General features: G+C 72.7%; 14 protein-coding genes and 1 riboswitch. Of the genes, 3 read left to right on the top strand and 11 right to left on the bottom strand.

The features are described 5' to 3' along the window. Positions 1 to 9: 9 nt before the first annotated feature. Positions 10 to 1,845, top strand: coding sequence for a glycoside hydrolase family 3 protein (locus ABT122_RS19840; protein WP_351553540.1), 1,836 nt, complete (start codon positions 10 to 12; stop codon positions 1,843 to 1,845). Between the two features lie 153 nt (positions 1,846 to 1,998). Here the strand turns inward: ABT122_RS19840 and ABT122_RS19835 are convergent, their stop codons facing one another. The 6 genes from ABT122_RS19835 to ABT122_RS19810 form a co-directional block, all read right to left on the bottom strand. Then, positions 1,999 to 3,459, bottom strand: a complete 1,461-nt coding sequence (locus ABT122_RS19835) for a S28 family serine protease (RefSeq protein WP_351553538.1) — start codon at positions 3,457 to 3,459, stop codon at positions 1,999 to 2,001. 139 nt (positions 3,460 to 3,598) lie between these two features. Beyond that, a complete protein-coding gene (locus ABT122_RS19830; protein WP_451069247.1) occupies positions 3,599 to 4,087 on the bottom strand; it encodes a hypothetical protein in 489 nt (162 codons plus the stop codon). 287 nt (positions 4,088 to 4,374) lie between these two features. After that, positions 4,375 to 8,187, bottom strand: a complete 3,813-nt coding sequence (locus ABT122_RS19825) for an ABC transporter ATP-binding protein (protein ID WP_351553535.1) — start codon at positions 8,185 to 8,187, stop codon at positions 4,375 to 4,377. Between the two features lie 86 nt (positions 8,188 to 8,273). Next, entirely contained in the window at positions 8,274 to 9,227 is a 954-nt protein-coding gene (locus tag ABT122_RS19820; protein WP_351553532.1) for a serine hydrolase, read from the bottom strand. A gap of 146 nt (positions 9,228 to 9,373) precedes the next feature. Beyond that, a complete protein-coding gene (locus ABT122_RS19815) occupies positions 9,374 to 10,216 on the bottom strand; it encodes a serine hydrolase (protein ID WP_351553529.1) in 843 nt (280 codons plus the stop codon). Positions 10,217 to 10,284: 68 nt separating this feature from the next. Then, positions 10,285 to 11,043: a GntR family transcriptional regulator gene (locus ABT122_RS19810; RefSeq protein ID WP_351553526.1), complete on the bottom strand. Its 759-nt coding sequence runs from the start codon at positions 11,041 to 11,043 to the stop codon at positions 10,285 to 10,287. Between the two features lie 190 nt (positions 11,044 to 11,233). Between ABT122_RS19810 and ABT122_RS19805 the strand changes: the two genes are divergently transcribed. Further along, complete coding sequence (locus ABT122_RS19805) at positions 11,234 to 11,641, top strand: ATP-binding protein (RefSeq protein ID WP_351553524.1); 408 nt, start codon at positions 11,234 to 11,236, stop codon at positions 11,639 to 11,641. 11 nt (positions 11,642 to 11,652) lie between these two features. Here the strand turns inward: ABT122_RS19805 and ABT122_RS19800 are convergent, their stop codons facing one another. Genes ABT122_RS19800 through ABT122_RS19790 form a run of 3 tightly spaced genes read right to left on the bottom strand, consistent with a single transcriptional unit; the run spans position 11,653 to position 15,846 of the window. Further along, complete coding sequence (locus tag ABT122_RS19800; protein WP_351553522.1) at positions 11,653 to 13,335, bottom strand: thiamine pyrophosphate-binding protein; 1,683 nt, start codon at positions 13,333 to 13,335, stop codon at positions 11,653 to 11,655. Further along, entirely contained in the window at positions 13,332 to 14,303 is a 972-nt protein-coding gene (gene speB / locus ABT122_RS19795) for an agmatinase (protein WP_351553519.1), read from the bottom strand. The genes ABT122_RS19800 and speB overlap by 4 nt, the downstream gene beginning before the upstream one ends. 40 nt (positions 14,304 to 14,343) lie before the next feature. Next, on the bottom strand, positions 14,344 to 15,846 hold the full coding sequence (locus ABT122_RS19790; protein WP_351553517.1) for a sodium:solute symporter family protein: 1,503 nt from the start codon (positions 15,844 to 15,846) through the stop codon (positions 14,344 to 14,346). A 173-nt stretch (positions 15,847 to 16,019) separates the two neighbouring features. Between ABT122_RS19790 and ABT122_RS19785 the strand changes: the two genes are divergently transcribed. After that, positions 16,020 to 17,816: a PucR family transcriptional regulator gene (locus ABT122_RS19785; RefSeq protein WP_351553514.1), complete on the top strand. Its 1,797-nt coding sequence runs from the start codon at positions 16,020 to 16,022 to the stop codon at positions 17,814 to 17,816. A 116-nt stretch (positions 17,817 to 17,932) separates the two neighbouring features. Here ABT122_RS19785 and ABT122_RS19780 read toward each other — a convergent pair whose 3' ends face one another. Together ABT122_RS19780 and ABT122_RS19775 are read right to left on the bottom strand one after the other, a co-directional pair. Continuing rightward, positions 17,933 to 18,289 carry a DMT family transporter gene (locus tag ABT122_RS19780; protein ID WP_351553511.1) on the bottom strand — a complete coding sequence of 119 codons (357 nt, stop codon included), beginning with the start codon at positions 18,287 to 18,289 and terminating at the stop codon, positions 17,933 to 17,935. Continuing rightward, the gene (locus tag ABT122_RS19775; protein WP_351553508.1) at positions 18,289 to 18,603 is read right to left on the bottom strand and encodes a DMT family transporter; all 315 of its coding nucleotides are present in this window, start codon (positions 18,601 to 18,603) and stop codon (positions 18,289 to 18,291) included. Before ABT122_RS19775 ends, ABT122_RS19780 begins: the two co-directional genes overlap by 1 nt. A gap of 17 nt (positions 18,604 to 18,620) precedes the next feature. Then, a riboswitch (guanidine-III (ykkC-III) riboswitch) is annotated at positions 18,621 to 18,685 on the bottom strand. Between the last annotated feature and the right edge of the window lie 94 nt (positions 18,686 to 18,779).

Raw genomic sequence — 18,779 nt, 5'->3', positions numbered from 1 at the left:
GATTACCCCATGCGCCATCGGAGCCTCTCCAGACGCACTCTCCTCGCCGCCACCACCGCCACCGCCACCGCAGCCGCCACCGCCGGCTCCGCCCCCGTCTCCGCCGCCCATGACCGGCGCGGGCGCGGGCGCCCCGACCGCCTCCGGAGGCTCATCGCCCGGATGAGCCTGGAGGAGAAGGTCGGCCAGCTCTTCGTCTCCAGGGTCTGGGGACACTCCGCCACCGCCCCCACCCAGGCCCACATCGACCTCAATCTCCGCGACTTCGGCGTGCGTTCGGCCGCCGAGATGATCGCCAGGTACCACGTCGGCGGCATCATCTACTTCTCCTGGTCGGACAATGTCCGCGATCCCCACCAGATCGCCGACCTCTCCAACGGTGTGCAGCGCGCCGGCCTCGCCCAGCCCACCCCCGTCCCCCTGCTGATCTCCGTCGACCAGGAGCACGGCTCGGTCGTCACCCGGATCGGCGAGCCCGCGACCCAGCTGCCCGGCGCGATGGCGCTGGGCGCCGGGCGCTCCCGGAAGGACGCCCGGGAGGCCGGCCGGATCGCGGGGGCGGAGCTGGCGGCGATGGGCGTCTTCCAGAACTACGCCCCGGTCGCGGACGTCAACATCAACCCCGCCAACCCCGTCATCGGCGTCCGCTCCTTCGGCGCCGACGCGAACGCGGCGGCCCGGATGGTGTCCTCGCAGGTCCGCGGCTACCAAGGCGCGGGGATCGCCTCCTGCGCCAAGCACTTCCCCGGGCACGGGGACACCAGTGTCGACAGCCACACCGGCCTCCCGCTGATCACCCACACCCGTGAGGAGTGGGACCGGATCGACGCCCCGGCCTTCCGCGCCGCCATCGCCGCCGGGATCGACTCGATCATGACGGCGCACATCCAGGTCCCGGCGCTGGACCCGAGCAATGACCCGGCCACGCTCTCCCGTCCGATTCTGACGGGCATCCTCCGCGAGGAGCTGGGGTACGACGGTGTCGTGGTGACCGACGCGCTCAATATGAAGGGCGTACGGACGAAGTACGGCGATGAGCGCATTCCGGTGCTCGCCCTCAAGGCGGGCGTGGACCAGTTGCTCTACCCGGAGGATCTGGCGCTCGCCTGGAACGCGGTGGTGAACGCCGTGCGGGGCGGCGAGCTGACCGAGGAGCGGATCGAGGAGTCGGTCCTGCGGATTCTGCGGCTCAAGGAGAAGCTCGGTCTCCTCGACGACCCCTATGTCACCCACCGGGGAGTGGACCGGACGGTCGGCGTCCGGCGGCATCTCGGTGCCGCCGCCGAGATCGCCGAGCGGACCACGACGGTGCTGGTCAACGAGGGCGGGGTGCTGCCGCTGAACCGGCGCAGGGAGAAGAGGCTGCTGGTGGTGGGGGCCGACCCGAACCCTCCGGTCGCCTCCCATGTCCGGCCGCTCGCCGCGCTCCAGCGGAGCTTCACCGAGCTGGGCTTCACCCCGACGGCCCAGGTCACCGGCACCGCCCCGACCGCTGAGCAGATCGCGGCGGCGGTGGCGGCGGCGCGCGGCGCGGACGCCGTCGTGGTGACCACGCTCAATGTCTCCGCGACGAGCGGTCAGCGGACCCTGGTGGCGGAGCTGCTCGCGACCGGCGTCCCGGTGGTGGCGCTGGCCATCCGCAATCCGTACGACATCGCCCACCTCGGCGCGGTGCCGGCGGCGCTGGCGTCGTACGGGTGGAGTGAGGTGGAGCTGCGGGCGGCGGCCCGGGTGATCGCCGGCCGGGTCGGGCCGGAGGGCCGGCTGCCGGTGCCGGTGTACCGGGCGGGAGCGCCGGGGACGGTGCTGTACCCGATCGGCCACGGCCTGGACTACGACGACTAGGGAGTTTCTTTCGGATCGGGCCGGATCGGTGAGCGGGGTCCGGTGCCAGGGCTCGCGAGCCCGGCACGATCCGAAAGAGACGACCCAGCGGGCCCCGGGCCCCCGGCACGGGTGTGCCGGGGGCCGGAGGGCCGGGAGGCGGGTCCCCGGGGGTTACGGGCGCAGTGCCCGCTCCGCCCTCAGGTCCACCTTGTCCAGCTTCGCGTCGTACTTCGCCAGCGGCTTCGCCGGACCGTCGCTCCGCTTGGCCGCGGCCGGGCCGACGCCCGCCCACTTCTGGATGGTGGTGATGGCCGCGGCGTTCTGCGCGGCGGGCAGCCCGGCCACATTGGCGCCGTGGTTGGCGCCGGGCACGGTGTAGACATAGCTGTCACGGCTGCCCTTGCCCAGCCGGAACGGCTCGGCGCTCCACGGGTCGTTCTGGCCGTTGACGAACATCATCCCGCGGCTGTTGTTCCGCACCCAGCCGTCGATGTCCTTCATGGCGCTGTCCTTGAAGCGCATCGGGATGTCGCGCGGGACGAAGTTCCGCGGCGGCTGGTAGCCGTAGCGGGTGAGCCCCTTGAGGTGCGGCAGCGCGATGTCGGGCGAGCCCAGCTCCGTACCGGCCTGGTAGTAGTACGGCGTGTACGGGGTGAGGCCCTGGTCGGTGTAGAAGGAGAAGCCGGCGATGTCGTCGATCAGCTTGAAGAGATCCTGGTCGGCGAGGTTCTTGGCGACCGGGATCGAGGCGCAGTCGGCGGCCAGGCTGTACTGCCAGAAGCCCCAGGTGAAGTCGAGGACGACGGCCTCGTACGCCCTGTCGAGCGAGCCGACGGTCTTGAAGGTGTACGCGTTGTCGGCCGCGTACTGCTGGTAGATCTTCTGCATCGGTCCGCGCCGGATCAGGGCCTCGCGCTGGACGTTGTCGAGCTTGGTGCGGCACTCCTTGGTGCCGACCTTGGAGAGGAAGCGGTCGTACGCCTTGTCCTCGTCGTTGTCGACGTCGTTCGGGGCGACGTAGGCGACGACACCGTCCATGTCGCGCGGGTAGAACCGCTCGAAGTAGGTGGCGGTCATGCCGCCCTTGGAGCCGCCGGTGGCGATCCAGTTCTCGCTGTAGATCTGCTTCAGCGCGGTGTGGACGCGGTGCTGGTCGCTGGCGGCCTGCCAGATGTCGAGCTTGGACCAGTCGGCGGGGTTGGGCCGGGACGGCGTGAAGAACCGGTACTCCATGGAGACCTGGTTGCCGTCGATGATGGCCGTGGGCTCGCTGCGGCGCGGTGTGGTGCTCAGACCGTAGCCGGAGGTGAAGAAGACGGTGGGCCGGCTGGTGTCCTTGTGCAGCAGGGTGATCCGCTGCTGGAAGGTGCCCTTGGCGGGGTTCCGGTGGTCCACCGGCTGGGTGTAGTTGAGGACGAAGTACCGGTAGCCCGGGTGGGGCTTCTCCTCGATCAGGCTCATGCCCGGTATCGCGAGAACGCGGTCCTTGATGTCCTGAGCGGCGGCCTTCTGGGCCGCCTTGGTGCCTGTCGCGGTCTCCGCGGCGGTGGCCGCTCCCGCGGTCGCTCCGGCCGCGGTCGCGGTGCCGACGAGCATCGCGAACGACAGCACGCCTGTGAGCGCCTTGCGCATGAACCCTCCCCTGACTTCTTCATGTGGGTCGCGGTGAACCTAGCGGTGGTCACACCCGCCCCGCCAGCCCCCACAAGCTGTAACGCACATGAATCCAGTGACAGCCGTGTGACAGAAGGGATCAAAGTGATCAAGGTGGTCAGCAGAGAATCCATCCGGTGGAGCGTCCCACTCCGGACACCTGGCCGGAGGCCCGTACGCAGCGGTTGTGGGCGTGCACCGTGACGGGTCCCGCCTTGCGGGTGAACCGCCCCTTGTCGATCTTGGCGCGTCCGCCGCGCGCCTGGAGGGAGACGCTCATCGACCGGCGCGGTCCGGGCCGTTTGGCGAGGGTGACGGCGCAGGCGGAGCCGCGCTTCTTGTAGACGCGCAGCTCACCGGTGGCGAACTTGACCGTCTTGTCCGGCCGTCCCGAGCAGCCGGCGGGGGCGGGCGGGGCGGCGTACGCGCTGCCGGGGCCGGCGGCGGTGAGGCCGGCCACCGTCATCAGCACGGCGGCGAAGTGCGCGAGCAGCCGTCTCCCGAGGCCCCGTCCCCCGGTCCCCCGGCCCCACGGCCGGCGGCTGCGCGCGGGCTCCTGTCCCCCGAACCGGCGCCCGCGCGCGGGCGCCGTCCCCCTGAGCGTCATCGTCTCTCCCCTCCATGTGATCCTCCGTACTTGCGTACGACGTGCCGACGGCCCCTTTTGGTTGTCGCGAGCGGGCCGAAGTCATCCGGGAGGGGTACCGGGCGCACCCGGTGCTTGCCTTCTCTGCGCATCATGCATCAGGGCGGCGTACGCAGTGGGTCGGAGCCGTCCACGCGCCGGAATCGCGCCGGGAGCCCACCGGGCCGGAATCGCACCGGGCCGGAATCGCGCCGGAATCGCGCCGGGCCCGCCCGGCTCACGACCCGGCCGCTGATCCTGCCCCCGGCTCAGCCGACCACCGCGACCGGCTCGCCCTCCGGCGGCGGCGCGGTGTCCTCGCCGGTGAAGGTCCGCCACAGGGTGGCGTACTGCCCGCCCCTGGCCAGCAGCTCCGCGTGGGTGCCGTCCTCGGCGACCCGTCCATCGGCCATCACCACCACCCGGTCGGCGCGCGCGGCCGTGGTGAGCCGGTGGGCGACGACCAGGGTGGTGCGGCGGCCGGTGAGCCGTTCGGTGGCCTGGCTGACCTGGGCCTCGGTGGCGAGATCGAGGGCGGCGGTCGCCTCGTCGAGCAGGAGTATGTCCGGGTCGACCAGCTCGGCCCGGGCCAGCGCGATGAGCTGGCGCTGACCGGCCGAGAGATTGCGCCCGCGCTCGGAGACCTCGTGCAGATAGCCGCCGTCCAGGGTGGCGATCATGTCGTGGGCGCCGACCGCGCGGGCCGCGGCCTCCACCTCGGCGTCGCTCGCGCCGGACCGCCCGTAGGCGATGGCGTCCCGGACGGTGCCCGCGAAGAGATACGACTCCTGCGGTACGACCCCGAGCCGGTGCCGGTAGGCCGTCATGTCCAGCTCCCGCAGGTCCCGGCCGTCGGCCGTCACCCGTCCCCGGGTGGGGTCGTAGAACCGGGCGACCAGCTTCACCAGCGTGGACTTGCCGGCGCCGGTCTCGCCGACGAAGGCGACGGTCTGCCCGGCGGGTATCCGCAGATCGATCCCGTGCAGGGCGGCCTCGTCGTCCCCGTAGGCGAAGTCGACGCCCTCGAAGGCGAGGTCACCGCTGAGCGAGCGGACCCCGGCGGGTTCCCCGGCGCTCTCGGTGGAGGTCTTCTCCGCCAGCAGCTCCTGGATGCGCCGCACGGACACGGCCGCCTGCTGATAGCCGTCGAAGACCTGCGAGAGCTGCTGCACGGGCGCGAAGAACAGCTCGATGTAGAGGAGATAGGCCACCAGCGCACCGGTGGTGAGGGTGCCGGCCTCGATCCGGCCCGCGCCGACGATCAGCACCGCGGCGGCGGCGACCGACGACAGCAGCTGCACGAAGGGGAAGTAGACGGAGATCAGCCACTGGCCCCTGACCCGGGCCTGCCGGTAGCTGTCGCTGCCGGCCACATAGCGCTCGTTGCCCGCGCGCTCGCGGCGGAACGCCTGCACGATCCGCAGCCCGGAGACGGACTCCTGGAGATCGGCGTTGACGACGCTGACCCGGTCGCGGGCGAGTTCGTACGCCTTCACGGACTGCTTGCGGAAGAAGTACGTACCGAAGATCAGCACCGGCAGGGTCGCGAAGACCACCAGCGCCAGCGAGACATCGATGACGACCAGCGCCACCATGATCCCGAAGAAGGTGACCACCGAGACGAAGGCGGTGACCAGGCCCGTCTGGAGGAAGGTGGAGAGCGCGTCCACATCGGTGGTCATCCGGGTCATGATCCGACCGGTCAGTTCGCGCTCGTAGTAGTCGAGCCCGAGCCGCTGGAGCTGGGCGAAGATCCGCAGGCGTACGGAGTACAGCACCCGCTCGCCGGTGCGGCCGGTCATCCGGATCTCGCCGGTCTGGGCGATCCACTGCACCAGCACGGTGAGCAGCGCCAGCAGGGAGGCCGTCCACACGGCGGCGAGGGCGGCCTGCTCCACGCCCTGGTCGATGCCGTGCCGGATCAGCACGGGCAGCAGCAGTCCCATCCCCGCGTCCACGGTGACCAGCAGCAGGCTCAGCAGCAGCGGCAGCCCGAAGCCGCGCAGCAGCATCCGGATGCCCCGGCCCTCGCCGTGCGACCGCTCGGTGCCGGTGGCCCGCCCCTCGTCGACGGCGGGGGTGTCATCGGCCGGCGGCAGGGCCGCGACCTGGGCGAGCAGCTCGGGTGTCGCACCGGGTTCGGTCCTCTCCCCGGGGCTCTCGTCGCGCACCCAGAGGCGGGGGGTGATGCCGCGCTCGGCGTCGAACTCGGCGTCCAGCTCCTCCCGTACGGTCCGCTCGCGGTCCGGCGCCGGCTCCGCGTCCAGGGGCGGGGCGTGGCCCGGGGAGACCGCGCCCAGCTCGTGCGGGTCGGTCAGCAGCTTGCGGTAGAGGGCCGAGCGGGCGGTCAGCTCGTCATGGGTGCCGATGTCGGTGAGGCGTCCGCCGTCCAGGACGGCGATCCGGTCGGCGAGGCCCAGGGTGGAGCGGCGGTGGGCGATCAGCAGGGTGGTGCGGCCCGCCATGACCGCGCGCAGGGCCTCGTGGATCTCGTGCTCGACGCGGGCGTCCACGGCGGAGGTGGCGTCGTCGAGGAGGAGGAGCCGGGGGTCGGTGAGGATGGCGCGGGCGAGCGCGACGCGCTGCCGCTGGCCGCCGGAGAGGGTGAGGCCGTGCTCGCCGACCCTGGTCTCGTACCCGTCGGGCAGTTCGCCGATGAAGCGGTCGGCCTGGGCGGCGCGGGCGGCGGCCTCGATCTCGGCGGGGGTCGCGTCGGGCTTTCCGTAGGCGATGTTGGCGCCCACGGTGTCGGAGAAGAGGAAGCTGTCCTCGGGGACGAGGCCGATGGCGGCGCGCAGCGAGTCGAGGGTCAGCTCGCGCACATCGTGGCCGCCGACGAGGACGGCGCCGTGGGTGACGTCGTAGAACCGGGGCAGCAGCAGCGAGACGGTGGACTTGCCGCTGCCGGAGGCGCCGACGACGGCGACGGTCTCGCCCTCGCGGATCTCCAGCGAGAAGCCGTCGAGGACCGGCCGGTCCGGGTCGTAGCCGAAGGTCACCCCGTCGAACTCCACGGTCGCGGGCGCGTCGGCGGGCAGCTCCCTGGTGCCGTCCTGGAGGGCCGGCTCGGTGTCGATCAGCTCCAGGACGCGCTCCGCGCCCGCCCGGGCCTGCTGGCCCACGGTGAGGACCAGGGCGAGCATCCGCACCGGGCCGACGAGCTGGGCGAGATAGGCGGAGAAGGCGACGAAGGTGCCCAGGGTGATCTGGCCCCGGGTGGCGAGCCAGCCGCCGGTGGCGAGCATGGCGACCTGGCCGAGGGCGGGCACGGCCTGGAGGGCCGGGGTGTAGCGGGAGTTGAGCCTGATGGTGCGCAGCCGGCCGGCGAAGAGCCTGCGGCTCGCGGCGCGCAGCTTGCCGGCCTCCTGCTGCTCCTGGCCGAAGCCCTTCACGACCCGGACGCCGGAGACCGCGCCGTCCACGACTCCGGCGACGGTGGCGGCCTGGCTCTGCGCGTACCAGGTGGCGGGGTGCAGCCGGACGCGGCTGCGCTTGGCGATCCACCAGATGGCGGGGGCGACGGCGAGGGCGATCAGGGTCAGCGGCAGGGAGAGCCACGCCATGATCACGAGGGAGATCAGAAAGAGGAGGAAGTTCCCGATGGTCATCGGGAGCATGAAGAGCAGACCCTGGATGAGCTGGAGGTCGCTGGTGGCGCGGCCGACGACCTGGCCGGTGGAGAGTTCGTCCTGACGGCGGCCGTCGAGCCGGGTGATCGTCGCGTACATGTCGGTGCGCAGATCGTGCTGGACGTCGAGGGCGAGCCGGCCGCCGTAGTAGCGGCGGATGTAGGTCATGACGTAGACCACGAGGGCCGCGCATATGAGCAGACCGGTCCAGACGGCGAGGGAGCGGCTCCCGTCGCCGATGACATCGTCGATGACCACCTTGGTGATCAGCGGCACCAGCGCCATGACGCCCATGCCCGCGAGGGACGAGCCGAGGGCGAGGATCACATTGCGCCGGTATCTCCAGGCGTATCCGGTGAGCCGCCGGGCCCAGCCGCGCCCGCCCCCGGGTGTGCGGCCATCGGCGCTCCCCGCGCCCTCCGCCTGTCCCGCCGCTGCCTTCGCCGCCGCCACGTGGTGCCTCCCGTCGGATCTGTCCCGCCGGAAGGCACCAACGCCCCGGACAGCGGATTTCATCCCGCTGTAACAAATCCCCGGGGTCAGCGAGGAGCGGAGACGGCGTCCCGCGCGGGGCTCTCGGGCGTCGCCGGGAGCGCCTCGCGCGCCACAGTGGGCGGCACGTAGGCCGTGCGCGCCGGAGCCTTCGGGTTGAGGCCCTTGTGGATGGCGCGGGAGACGGCCTGGACGCTGTTGATCCCGTCGTTCATGGACTTGTTGCCGTGGGTGAGGACGGTGATCGTGTAGTGGTGGCCCTTGCCGGTGAAGGCGCCGATGGAGTGGACCCGCCAGCCGTGGGTCTTCCGGGGCAGCCAGCCGTTCTTGACCTGGACGGTCGCGGTGGCGGGGGCGCCGGCCGGGGTGCCCCAGCGCTGGTCCCTGACGACCTCGCGCATCAGCTTGAGGGCGTAGGCGCGCGAGGCGTCGGTGAGGACCGGGTTCCTGGTGGTCAGCCGGGCGAGGAACCGCTGCTCGTCACGGGCGGTGATCTGGGTGAGGCCCCAGTAGCCGCCGGCGCCGGGGACGGTCTGGGTCATCTCGGCCGCGGTGAGGAAGCGCTTGATCTTGGTCATGCCGAGCTGCTTCCACAGGGTGGTGGTGGAGGCGTTGTCCGACTTGGTGATCATGGCCTTGGCGAGGGACTGCTCGCGCGAGGTCAGCTTGCGCTTGGAGCGCTGGGCGTCGTGCAGCAGCGCGCCCAGGACGGTGGCCTTGACGACGCTGGCCGAGTCGAACTTCGTGGACGCCCGCAGGGAGCAGCTCGTCCCGGTGACGGCGTCGTCGACCTGGAAGGCGATGGTGCCCTTGCGGTTCTTGAGGGCGGCGGTGATGTCCTTCTTGAGCTTGGCGGCGAGCCCGGACTTCTTGGAGACGCAGCTGACCTGCGGGGCAGCCGCTGCCGCGGGGGTGGCGGTCGCGGTGACCGGTATGAGCACGGCGGCGGCGAGCAGGACGGCGAGGGCCCGGCCGCGCGGGGCCGTTCGGTGGTGAGTCATGGAGGTTCCCCATCCCCTGGTGCATGGTGGCGGGTGCCCCACTGCGGGCACCCGCCACTCATGACCAACGGGAAACGGGATGGTTGTACGACAATCCTCGGCCCGGCCGAACGGTTACGGACCGGTGACACGCGTGGACGCGCGGGTCAGAGATTGCGGTGCACGGCGCGGGAGACGGCCTCTATCGTCCGGACGCCCTGGCTCATGTCCGCGTTGTCCTGGGTGAGGACGGTGATCGTGTAGTCGCGCCCCGGGCCGGTGAAGGCGCCGATGGAGTGCACCCGCCAGCCGCGGGTGGCGCGGGGCAGCCAGCCGTTCTTGAGGTGCGCGGTGGTGTGCGCGGGGGCGCCGGCGGGGGTGCCCCAGCGCTGGTCCGGGGTGACCTCGCGCATCAGCGTGAGCGCGTAGGCCCGCGAGCGCCCGCTCAGCGGCCCGCCGTCGCCGGTCAGCAGCGCCAGGAGTCTGCCCTGGTCACGGGCGGTGATCCGGGTGAGCCCCCAGTAGTCGCCGGCGCCGGGGACGGTGCTCTTCATCCCGGCGGCCCTCAGGAACCGTTCGACCTTCGCGACCCCGAGCTGCCGCCAGAGCGCGGTGGTGGAGGCGTTGTCCGAAGCGGTGATCATCGCCCGCGCGAGCCCCCGCTCCCGCTCGCTCAGCCGCCGCCCCTGCCGCTGCGCGTCCAGCAGCAGCGCCCCGAGGACCGTCACCTTCACGACACTCGCCGAGTCGAAGGCCCGATCGGCGCCCAGCTCGCAGCTGGTGTCGGTGACCCGGTCGTGCACATACACGGCGGTGGACGCGTCGCGGGCGCCGACGGCGTCGAGTATGTCCCGCCCGAGGCGGTAGGCGAGTTCCACATCCATGGAGGTACAGGCGACTTCCGGCTCGGCCGGGGCCGCGGCCGCGGCGGCGGGTAAGGGAAGGAGCATCGGGGTGAGGAGCAGGGCGGAGGTGCGGAGTCTTCTGCGTATGCCTGAGCGGCTTGCCATGGGGCCCCCTTGGTGAGGGGTCCATTGACGCATGGGTGGCTGTGAAGGGGAGGGGGGTTCGGGGCGGTTCAGGGGGTGAAGTCGTACTCCAGGATGTAGGCGGAGGAGTCGAGGACCATGTCGTTCACCTCGACGGCCCACCCCTCCCCGGTGAAGGCGGTCCGGCAGATCAGCACCACGGGCGTGCCCGTCGGCAGGGAGAGCCAGTCGGCCTCCGCCGGGGAGGGCATCCGGGAGCGGATCTCCTCGCGGAAGCGGACCGGTGTGTGGCCGAGTTCAGCGAGCCGGGCGTAGATGCCGCCGGGTCCGGTATTGGTCTCGGTGATGGCGGTGCCCGCCACGAGTTCGGCATCGAGATACGAGGTGGCGAGCATGACGGGCCGCCCGTCGAGCGCGAACCGCCGTCTGCGCACACACGCGGACGCGCCTTCGTCGAGCCCCAACAGACGGCGGACCGAATCCGGCGGCTCCTCCTCGGTCACCGAGACCGAATCGACCTCCAGGTCCCAGCCCTTGGCGTCGACCGCCCAGACCGAACGGCCCTCGCCCCACAGCCCCGCCGAGAGCCGCTGGACGCCCCGGCGCCGGATCGGCCGGTACTCGCGCACGAAAACGCCCGCGCCTTTTCTCGCCTCGGCGAGACCCTCCGTCTGGAGCACGCCGAGAGCCTGCCTGGCCGTCATCCGGGCGACGGTGTGGGTGGCCATCAGATCGTTCTCACCCGGCAGCCGGTCTCCGGGGCCGTACTGGCCGGTCTCGATGGCGGCCTTCAGTTCGAGGGCGATGCGCTGGTACTTGGGCTGTCGGCCGCTGCCCTGGCTTGCCACGTGGAGCCCTCCCTGATCATCTCTACGAATCCTATGAAGACCCCCTTGAATTCGCCGCCGCTTACCCGAACGACACACGTCCGGATTCGAACGTCTCTAGAGATGACTTGACTCCGGAGTGTGCATCGCTGTTCACTCAGCGCATCTCTAGAGATGCGTCGGTCCGTACTGCGATCCTGCGGAGGCTCCCGTGTCCAGCACCAACACCACCGAAGCCGGTAGGCAATTCCCTCGCACCCCGCGCAGCGCCCCCCGCGCCCGCGCCTTCCTGCGGGAGCGGCTCACCGCCTGGGGCATCACCGGCGAAGCCGTCTGCACCGCCGAGCTGTTGCTCTCCGAACTGGTCTCCAACGCCGTCCGGCACGCCCCCGTCCCGCCCGGCCGGGAGATCGGCGTACGGCTCGCTCTCGATGACGGCATCCTCCGACTGGAGGTCGCCGACACCGACGACCGCCGCCCCGAGCCCCGGCCGGCGGAGGCCGATGCCGAGGACGGGCGGGGGCTCGCGATCGTGAGTGCGCTCGCGGAGGGGTGGGGGTGGGTGCCCCGGGCGCACGGGATCGGGAAGACCGTGTGGGCGGAGCTGAAGATCCGGTAGCCGGGCCCCGCTCAGAGGTGCGTCGGGGCGAACATCCGCAGCAGCGCCGGCAGCACCACCACCGACGGGCCCGGTTCCGCGAGGGCCTTCGTGAGGTCGTCCGTCAGGGTCTCGGGGGTGGTGCGCACCGCCGGGACGCCGAAGGATTCGGCGAGGGACACGAAGTCCGGGCGGGACAGTTCCGTGGCCGTCGCCTCGCCGAAGGCCTCGGTCATGTACTCGCGGAGGATGCCGTAGCCGCCGTCGTCGACGATCAGCCAGGTCACCGGGGAGCCGTACTGCTTCGCGGTGGCCAGTTCGGCGATCGAGTACATCGCGCCGCCGTCGCCGGAGACCGCCAGTACCGGGCGGGTGGGGTCGGCCGCCGCCGCGCCGAGGGCGGCCGGGAAGCCGTAGCCGAGGCCGCCCGCGCCCTGGGCGGAGTGCATGGTGTTGGGGCGGCGGGCGTCGAAGGCGGACCAGGCCCAGTAGGCGAGGATCGTCATGTCCCAGAAGCTGGGGGCGTCGTCGGGCAGCGCCCGGCGGACCGAGTCGAGGACGCTCCGCTCCAGGGTGAGCCCCTGGGCGCCGATCCGCTCCCGCACCCGGGCGAGGACCGCGCTCACCCGCTCGGGCGCCGTGGGGTCCGGCCGCTCGTCCACCGTCTCCAGGAGGGCGGAGAGCGCGAGCCGGGCGTCCGCGTGGATGCCGATGCCCGCGTGGTTGGACTCCAGCTTCCCCGCGTCGGCCTCGATCTGGATCACCCGGCCGCGCGGGGCGAAGGTGTGGTAGTTCGAGGAGAGTTCGCCGAGGCCGGAGCCGACCACCAGCAGGACGTCCGCGTCCTCCAGGAAGTCCGTGGTGTGCCGGTCCTCCAGCCAGGACTGGAGCGAGAGCGGGTGCTCCCAGGGGAAGGCGCCCTTGCCGCCGAAGGTGGTGACCACGGGCGCGGCGATCCGTTCGGCGAGCGCGCGCAGCTTCCCGGAGGCGTCCGAGCGCACCACCCCGCCGCCCGCGATGATCGCGGGCCGCTCGGCCCCGGAGAGCAGATGCGCGGCGAGCGCGGTCAGCTCGGGGCGCGGCAGCACGTCCTCGGGAGTGGCGTCCATCGCGGTGACGACCGGCAGCACGGTCTCGGCGAGCAGCACGTCCTGCGGGATCTCCACCCACACCGGCCCGTGCGGGGCGGTGAGCGCCGACTGCCAGGCTGCGGCGATCGCCGACGGGATCTGGGAGGCGGTACGGGCGGTGTGGACGGACTTGACGACGTCCCGGAACGACGCCTGCTGGTCGCGGAGTTCATGGAGATAGCCGTGGCGTCCGCCGCCGAGCCCGGCGGCGGGGATCTGGCTGCCGATGGCGAGCACGGGCGCCGACCCCGCCGCCGCCTCCTGGAGCGCGGCGAGCGACATCAGCGCGCCGGGGCCGGTGGAGAGCAGCAGCGGCGCGACCTCGCCGGTGATCCGGCCGTACGCGTCGGCGGCGAAGCCCGCGTTGTTCTCGACCCGGAGCCCGACATAGGTGAGCGAGGAGCGGCGCAGCGCGTCGAACATCCCCAGCGCGTGCTGCCCGGGGAGGCCGAAGACCGTGGTCGCGCCGAGACCCTGGAGGGTCTCGATCACCAGGTCGCCGCCGTTGCGCCCGGGGGGCGGGTTGAGGGCGGCCTCGGTCTGCGCGGCCGTGGGCCGCAGCTCCACATCGTGGTCGTGGGTCACCGGCCCGCCCTCCCGGCGGCGATCTGGCGGGACATGATCGTGGTCAGCTCGTACGCGGTGTGGGAGGCGGCCACGGCGGTGATCTCGGCGTGGTCGTAGGCGGGCGCGACCTCCACCACATCGGCCGAGACCAGGTTGCAGGAGGCCAGCCCGCGCAGGATCTCCAGCAGCTCGCGGGAGGTCATTCCGCCGGCCTCGGGGGTGCCGGTGCCGGGCGCGTGCGCCGGGTCGAGGCAGTCGATGTCGATGGAGATGTAGAGCGGGCGGTCCCCGATGCGCTGGCGGAGCTGGTCGGCGACCTCGTCGGCGCCCCGGCGGTAGACATCGGCGGAGGTGACGATGCCGAAGCCGAGCTTCTCGTCCTCGGTCAGGTCCCCCTTGCCGTAGAGGGGGCCCCGGATGCCGACGTGGGAGAGGGCGGAGGTGTCGAGGATGCCCTCCTCGACGGCCCGGCGGAAGGGGGTGCCGTGGGTGTACTCGGCGCCGAAGTAGGTGTCCCAGGTGTCGAGGTGGGCGTCGAAGTGGAGCAGCGCGACCGGGCCGTGCCTCTTGGCGACGGAGCGCAGCAGCGGCAGGGCGATGGTGTGGTCGCCGCCGAGGGTCATCAGCCGGGCGCCGGTGGAGAGCAGGTCGTCGGCGGCGGCCTCGACGGTCTCCACCGCCTCGTTGATGTTGAAGGGGTTGGCCGCTATGTCCCCGGCGTCGGCGACCTGGGCGAGCGCGAAGGGCGAGGCGTCCTGCGCGGGGTTGTAGGGGCGCAGCAGCCGGGAGGCCTCGCGGATGGCGTTGCCGCCGAAGCGGGCGCCGGGCCGGTAGGAGACCCCGGCGTCGAAGGGCACGCCGACGACGGCGACATCGGCGCTGCCGACCTCGTCGAGCCGGGGCAGCCGGGCGAACGTGGCGGGCCCGGCGTACCGGGGGACACGGGACGAGTCGACGGGGCCGCGCGGCTGCTCGGTGCTGCTCATGGTCTGCCTTCTTTCCAACGCTTCGCTGCGTTTTCCGACTCTAGTCAGGGAGGTGGTTCGGGGCGACGGCGGCCGGGGGCACGGCCCGCGGTTCCTCGCCCTCCGGCTCCTCGCCGCCCCGGCCGGCGAGCCGCTCCCGCCAGCGGGCGAGGACGGCCGCGTCGGTGGGCTCGGTGAGGAGGGAGACGGCGACATAGACGGCGAGGGAGGCGAGGAGCCCGTACATCACGGGTTCGGTGGCGAGGATTCCGTACCCCGCCATCAGCCCGATCACGGCGGCGCCGCCGACGGCGACGGCGGCCAGCGCGCCCTGGACGGTGCCGCGCTTCCACAGCAGTCCGCCGAGGATGGGGACGAGGAGTCCGCCGACGAGGAGGTTGTACGCCACGGTCAGCGCCTCGACGACATCGTTGAGGGCGATGGCGATGGCGATCACGGCGACACCCATGACGAGGATGAAGACGCGGTTGCCCCGGACCTCGTCGTGGTCGGCGGCGGGCGCGTCGCGGGAGGTGAGGCCGCGCAGCCGGGACCAGATGTCGTTGTTGGCGACGGTGGCGCAGGCGATCAGCGCGCCGGACGAGGTGGACATCACGGCGGCGAGCGCGGCGGCCAGCACCAGCCCGCGCACCCCCATGGGCAGCTCGTCCCTGACGATCAGCGCGAAGGCGTCATCGGGGTTGTCGAGGTCGGGGTAGAGCACCTTGGCGGCGGTGCCGATCATCGCTCCGGCGATGGCGTAGACGAGACAGTAGGTGCCGGCGGCGGCGCCGCCCCAGCGGGCGACCTTGTCGCCGCGCGCGGTGAAGACCCGCTGCCAGATGTCCTGTCCGATGAGCATGCCGAAGGTGTAGATCAGGACATAGGTGAAGATCGTCTCACCGCCGATGCCGAGCGGCGCGAAGTACTCGGCGGGCAGCTCCGCCCTCATCTCGCTGAAGCCGCCGGCCTTGACGACCGCGATCGGCAGCAGGAGCAGCAGGATGCCGACCGTCTTCACGACGAACTGCACCATGTCGGTGAGGGTGATCGACCACATGCCGCCGAGGGTGGAGTAGGCGACGACGACGGCCCCGCCGAGGATGATGGAGAGGGTCCGGTTCAGGTCGAAGATGACATCGAAGATCGTGGCGTAGGCGATGGTCGAGGTGACCGCGAGCATCAGGGTGTACGCCCACATCACCACGCCCGAGATCACCCCGGCCCGGCCGCCGTACCGCAGATCGAGCATCTCGGAGACGGTGTAGACCTTCAGCCGGGCGATCCGGGCGGAGAAGAAGACGGAGAGGGCGAGGAGTCCGAGGCCGATGGTGAAGACCATCCAGGCGCCGGAGAGGCCGTGCTTGTAGCCGAGGCCGACGCCGCCGATGGTGGAGGCGCCGCCGAGGACGATGGCGGCGATCGTGCCCGAGTACATCCAGGGGCCGAGGCGGCGTCCGGCGACGAGGAACTCGCTCTTGGACCGGGCTCGGCGCATGCCCCACCAGCCCATGCCGAGCATGGCGGCCAGATAGACGACGATCACCGCGTAGTCGACAGCCATCGGATTCCCTCCCTCTCTCGCGTCGCCCGGGCCGGCCGGGTGGGCCGGATCGGGCCGGGCCGATCGGCCGGGGGCGGCCCGGGTCTCGTTGCCCCCTGACGGTAGGTGGCCGGAAAGCGGCGTTGAAGTGTACGTTTCCTCCATATTCGATGACGCCGATGGATGGACTGTCCATGCCGGATGCCACAGCGCTCCCTCCGACCCCGCCGGTCCCGCTGACCGCGCTGCTCGCCCATGAGGAGCTGGGGCTGCGGCAGATCGCCGGCCCCCGGGCGGCGGAGGCGGGCACGGGGGCGGCGGTGCACTGGGTGCACACCTCGGAGATGGCGGACCCGTATCCGTATCTCCTCGGCGGGGAGCTGCTGCTGAGCGCGGGGGTGCTGCTGGCCGACCCGGAGCTGTACGTCCGCCGGATCACCGCCGCGCGGGCGGCGGCGCTCGGGTTCGGGGTGGCGCCGGTGCACGACACGGTCCCGGCGGGGCTGATCGAGGCGTGCGACCGGTACGGGCTGCCGCTGCTCGAAGTGCCGCCGAGGACGACCTTCACGGCGGTGGCGCGGGCGGTGTGGCGGCTGATGGCCGAGGAGCGCCACCGGGAGCTGCGCCGGGTGACGCGGGCGCAGCAGGGTCTGGCGACGGCGGCGGCCCGCCCGGACCCGGTCCCCGCGGTCCTCGCCCAGCTCGCGGCGCACCTGGGCGGCCGGGCGGTGCTGCTGAGCCGCGCGGGCGCCGAACTCGCCACGGCGGGCCGCGCCCCCGGCCCCGCCGCCCGCGCGGCCCTGCTCGCCCTGGCCCGGGTGGTGAGCCCCGCCCGGGAGGCGTCCTCCGCACCGGAGGCGGCCCCCGGCCGGGAGAGCGGGCCCGCGCCGGGTTCGCCGGGCGCCCGCGCCACGGGTCTCCCGGCGCAGGGGAGCGCCGGCGGTCCCGGCGCGGAACGCGCGCGGCGGGCGGCGCCCCCGCACACGTCTCCCGGTCGCCCCGGGCGGGAGGGCGGCCCCGAGGCGGGCAGCGCCCCGGCACCCGGCACCCCCGGGGGCGGCACCCCGCCGGACGGCACCCGCCCCGGGAGCGGCCCGGCCGCCGGCGCGCCGGCGGCCCGCGCCCCCGGGAGCGGCGGCGAGGCCCGGCACGCCCCCGGCAGGGGGTCCACCGGGCCCGTGCCCGCGTCCGCCAGTGACACCGTCGACGGGGTCCATCTCAGCGCCTACGCCCTCGCGGGCGGCGAGGGCCTGGTGCTCGGGCTGGCGAGCCCCGGGCGGGAGGCCGGGGACCACACGGTCGCCGGGGTCGCCGTCGTCCTGCTCTCGCTGCTCACGGCCGAGCACCAGGGGCTCGACAGCGCCGGTCGCGGTGCGGCGCTGGTACGGCTGATGCTGGGGGCCGGGGCCGTGGAGGCGGCCCGGCTGCTGGGGTCGGAGCGGTGGACGGTGGTGCACGCGCGCGGCGGCGGCCCCGCCCCGCTGGCCGCGCCCGCGCTGGGGGCGGCGCTCGGGAGCGCGCTGGTGGACACGGGCGAGGACGGGACCGTACGCGTACTGCTGCCGTCGCCTGCCGCCCCCGAACCGGCGGCGCGGCCCGGCTGGGTCCTCGGGGTCAGCGACCCGGTGGAAGCGGAGCATCTCGCGGCGGCCGACGCCCAGGCGGCGCAGGCCCTGCGCCGGGCGCTGGCCACCGGCCGCGGCCTGGTCCGCCACCGGGGCACGGGGCCGGCGGCGCTGCTGACCTGGCAGGAGGCATCGGCCCACGCCCGGCTGCGCCTCGCCCCGCTCACCGGCTCCCCAGCGCTCGTCGAGACCCTGCGCGGCTGGCTCTCCCTGCACGGGAGCTGGGACCGGACGGCCGCGGCGCTGGGTGTGCACCGCAACACGGTCCGCCAGCGCGTCGCGCGCTGCGCGGCGCTCCTGGCCGAGGACCTGGACGACGCGGACGTACGGATGGAGCTGTGGTTCGCCCTGCGCTCGCTCCCCTGAGCCCGGCCCGCCGCCCCGGGACCCCCGTGAACCCCCGGAGCCCCCGGACAGCGAAACAGCGGTGCCCGCCGGCCCGGCCCTCGCGGACCGGCCCGGCGGGCACCCCGGGTGTGGTTCTACGCCTCCGGCAGCCGCTGTTCGGCCTTGGGCCCCGGCTTGGTCTTGACGAACTTCAGGCCGATGACGCACAGGATGATCCCGCCGAGGAACAGCCCCTTGAGCACGGAGGCGGGCTCCTCACCGGTGAGCATGGCGTAGAGGACCGTCAGGGCGGCCCCGACCCCGATCCAGACCGAGTAGGCCACGCTGATCGGAATCCGGCTCATGGCATAGGCGAGACCCGCCATGCTGAGCGCCAGCCCGACGAAGAAGACGACGGCGGGACCCGTTTTGCTCAGTCCGTCGGAGAGACCGAGGGCCGTGGCCCAGACGGCCTCGAACACGGCACTGATGAGAAGAATCGCCCAGGGCATCAGCTGACCGCCTTCAGTCCGACGACACAGCCGATGAGGCCCAGCAGCAGGACCACCCGCCCGGTGGAGGCGCGCTCCTGGCCGGTCACCATGGCCCAGACGGCCGTGAGCACCGCTCCGATGCCGACCCAGACGGCGTACGCGGTCCCGGTGGGAAGGCTCTTCATGGCGAAGGCCAGACCCGTCATGCTCGCCGCGAGGGCGACACCGAAGACGACGGTCGGAATGGGGCGCTTGAAGTTCTTGGACGCGGACAGCGCTGTGGCCCAGACGGCCTCCAGCACTCCTGATACGACGAGAATGAACCACGCCATGACGGAACCGACCTCCCAGTGGCCAGTCTTGTCGCTGAGCGGGTACTGATCCGTCGTCCGCAGGCCCCATCGGGGGCCTCACCTCCTTGTATAGCACAGCGGACCGGCGCTCCGGCCGTCCGCCCGCGGCGCCGGCGGGTGCCTCCGGTCACTGTGATGTGCGCGGCTTTCCCTGG

It is taken from the genome of Streptomyces sp. NPDC001985 (genome assembly GCF_040296845.1).
Taxonomy (GTDB): domain Bacteria; phylum Actinomycetota; class Actinomycetes; order Streptomycetales; family Streptomycetaceae; genus Streptomyces.
This window is presented reverse-complemented; position numbering and strand designations above follow the sequence as displayed.

What these genes read in the sequence shown, in the direction of transcription:
- ABT122_RS19840 (WP_351553540.1), top strand. Translation starts at nt 10, where the DNA reads ATGCGCCATCGGAGCCTCTCCAGACGCACTCTCCTCGCCGCCACCACC.
- ABT122_RS19835 (WP_351553538.1), bottom strand. Translation starts at nt 3,459, where the DNA reads ATGCGCAAGGCGCTCACAGGCGTGCTGTCGTTCGCGATGCTCGTCGGC.
- ABT122_RS19830 (WP_451069247.1), bottom strand. Translation starts at nt 4,087, where the DNA reads ATGACGCTCAGGGGGACGGCGCCCGCGCGCGGGCGCCGGTTCGGGGGA.
- ABT122_RS19820 (WP_351553532.1), bottom strand. Translation starts at nt 9,227, where the DNA reads ATGACTCACCACCGAACGGCCCCGCGCGGCCGGGCCCTCGCCGTCCTG.
- ABT122_RS19815 (WP_351553529.1), bottom strand. Translation starts at nt 10,216, where the DNA reads ATGGCAAGCCGCTCAGGCATACGCAGAAGACTCCGCACCTCCGCCCTG.
- speB (WP_351553519.1), bottom strand. Translation starts at nt 14,303, where the DNA reads ATGAGCAGCACCGAGCAGCCGCGCGGCCCCGTCGACTCGTCCCGTGTC.
- ABT122_RS19790 (WP_351553517.1), bottom strand. Translation starts at nt 15,846, where the DNA reads ATGGCTGTCGACTACGCGGTGATCGTCGTCTATCTGGCCGCCATGCTC.
- ABT122_RS19785 (WP_351553514.1), top strand. Translation starts at nt 16,020, where the DNA reads ATGCCGGATGCCACAGCGCTCCCTCCGACCCCGCCGGTCCCGCTGACC.
- ABT122_RS19780 (WP_351553511.1), bottom strand. Translation starts at nt 18,289, where the DNA reads ATGCCCTGGGCGATTCTTCTCATCAGTGCCGTGTTCGAGGCCGTCTGG.
- ABT122_RS19775 (WP_351553508.1), bottom strand. Translation starts at nt 18,603, where the DNA reads ATGGCGTGGTTCATTCTCGTCGTATCAGGAGTGCTGGAGGCCGTCTGG.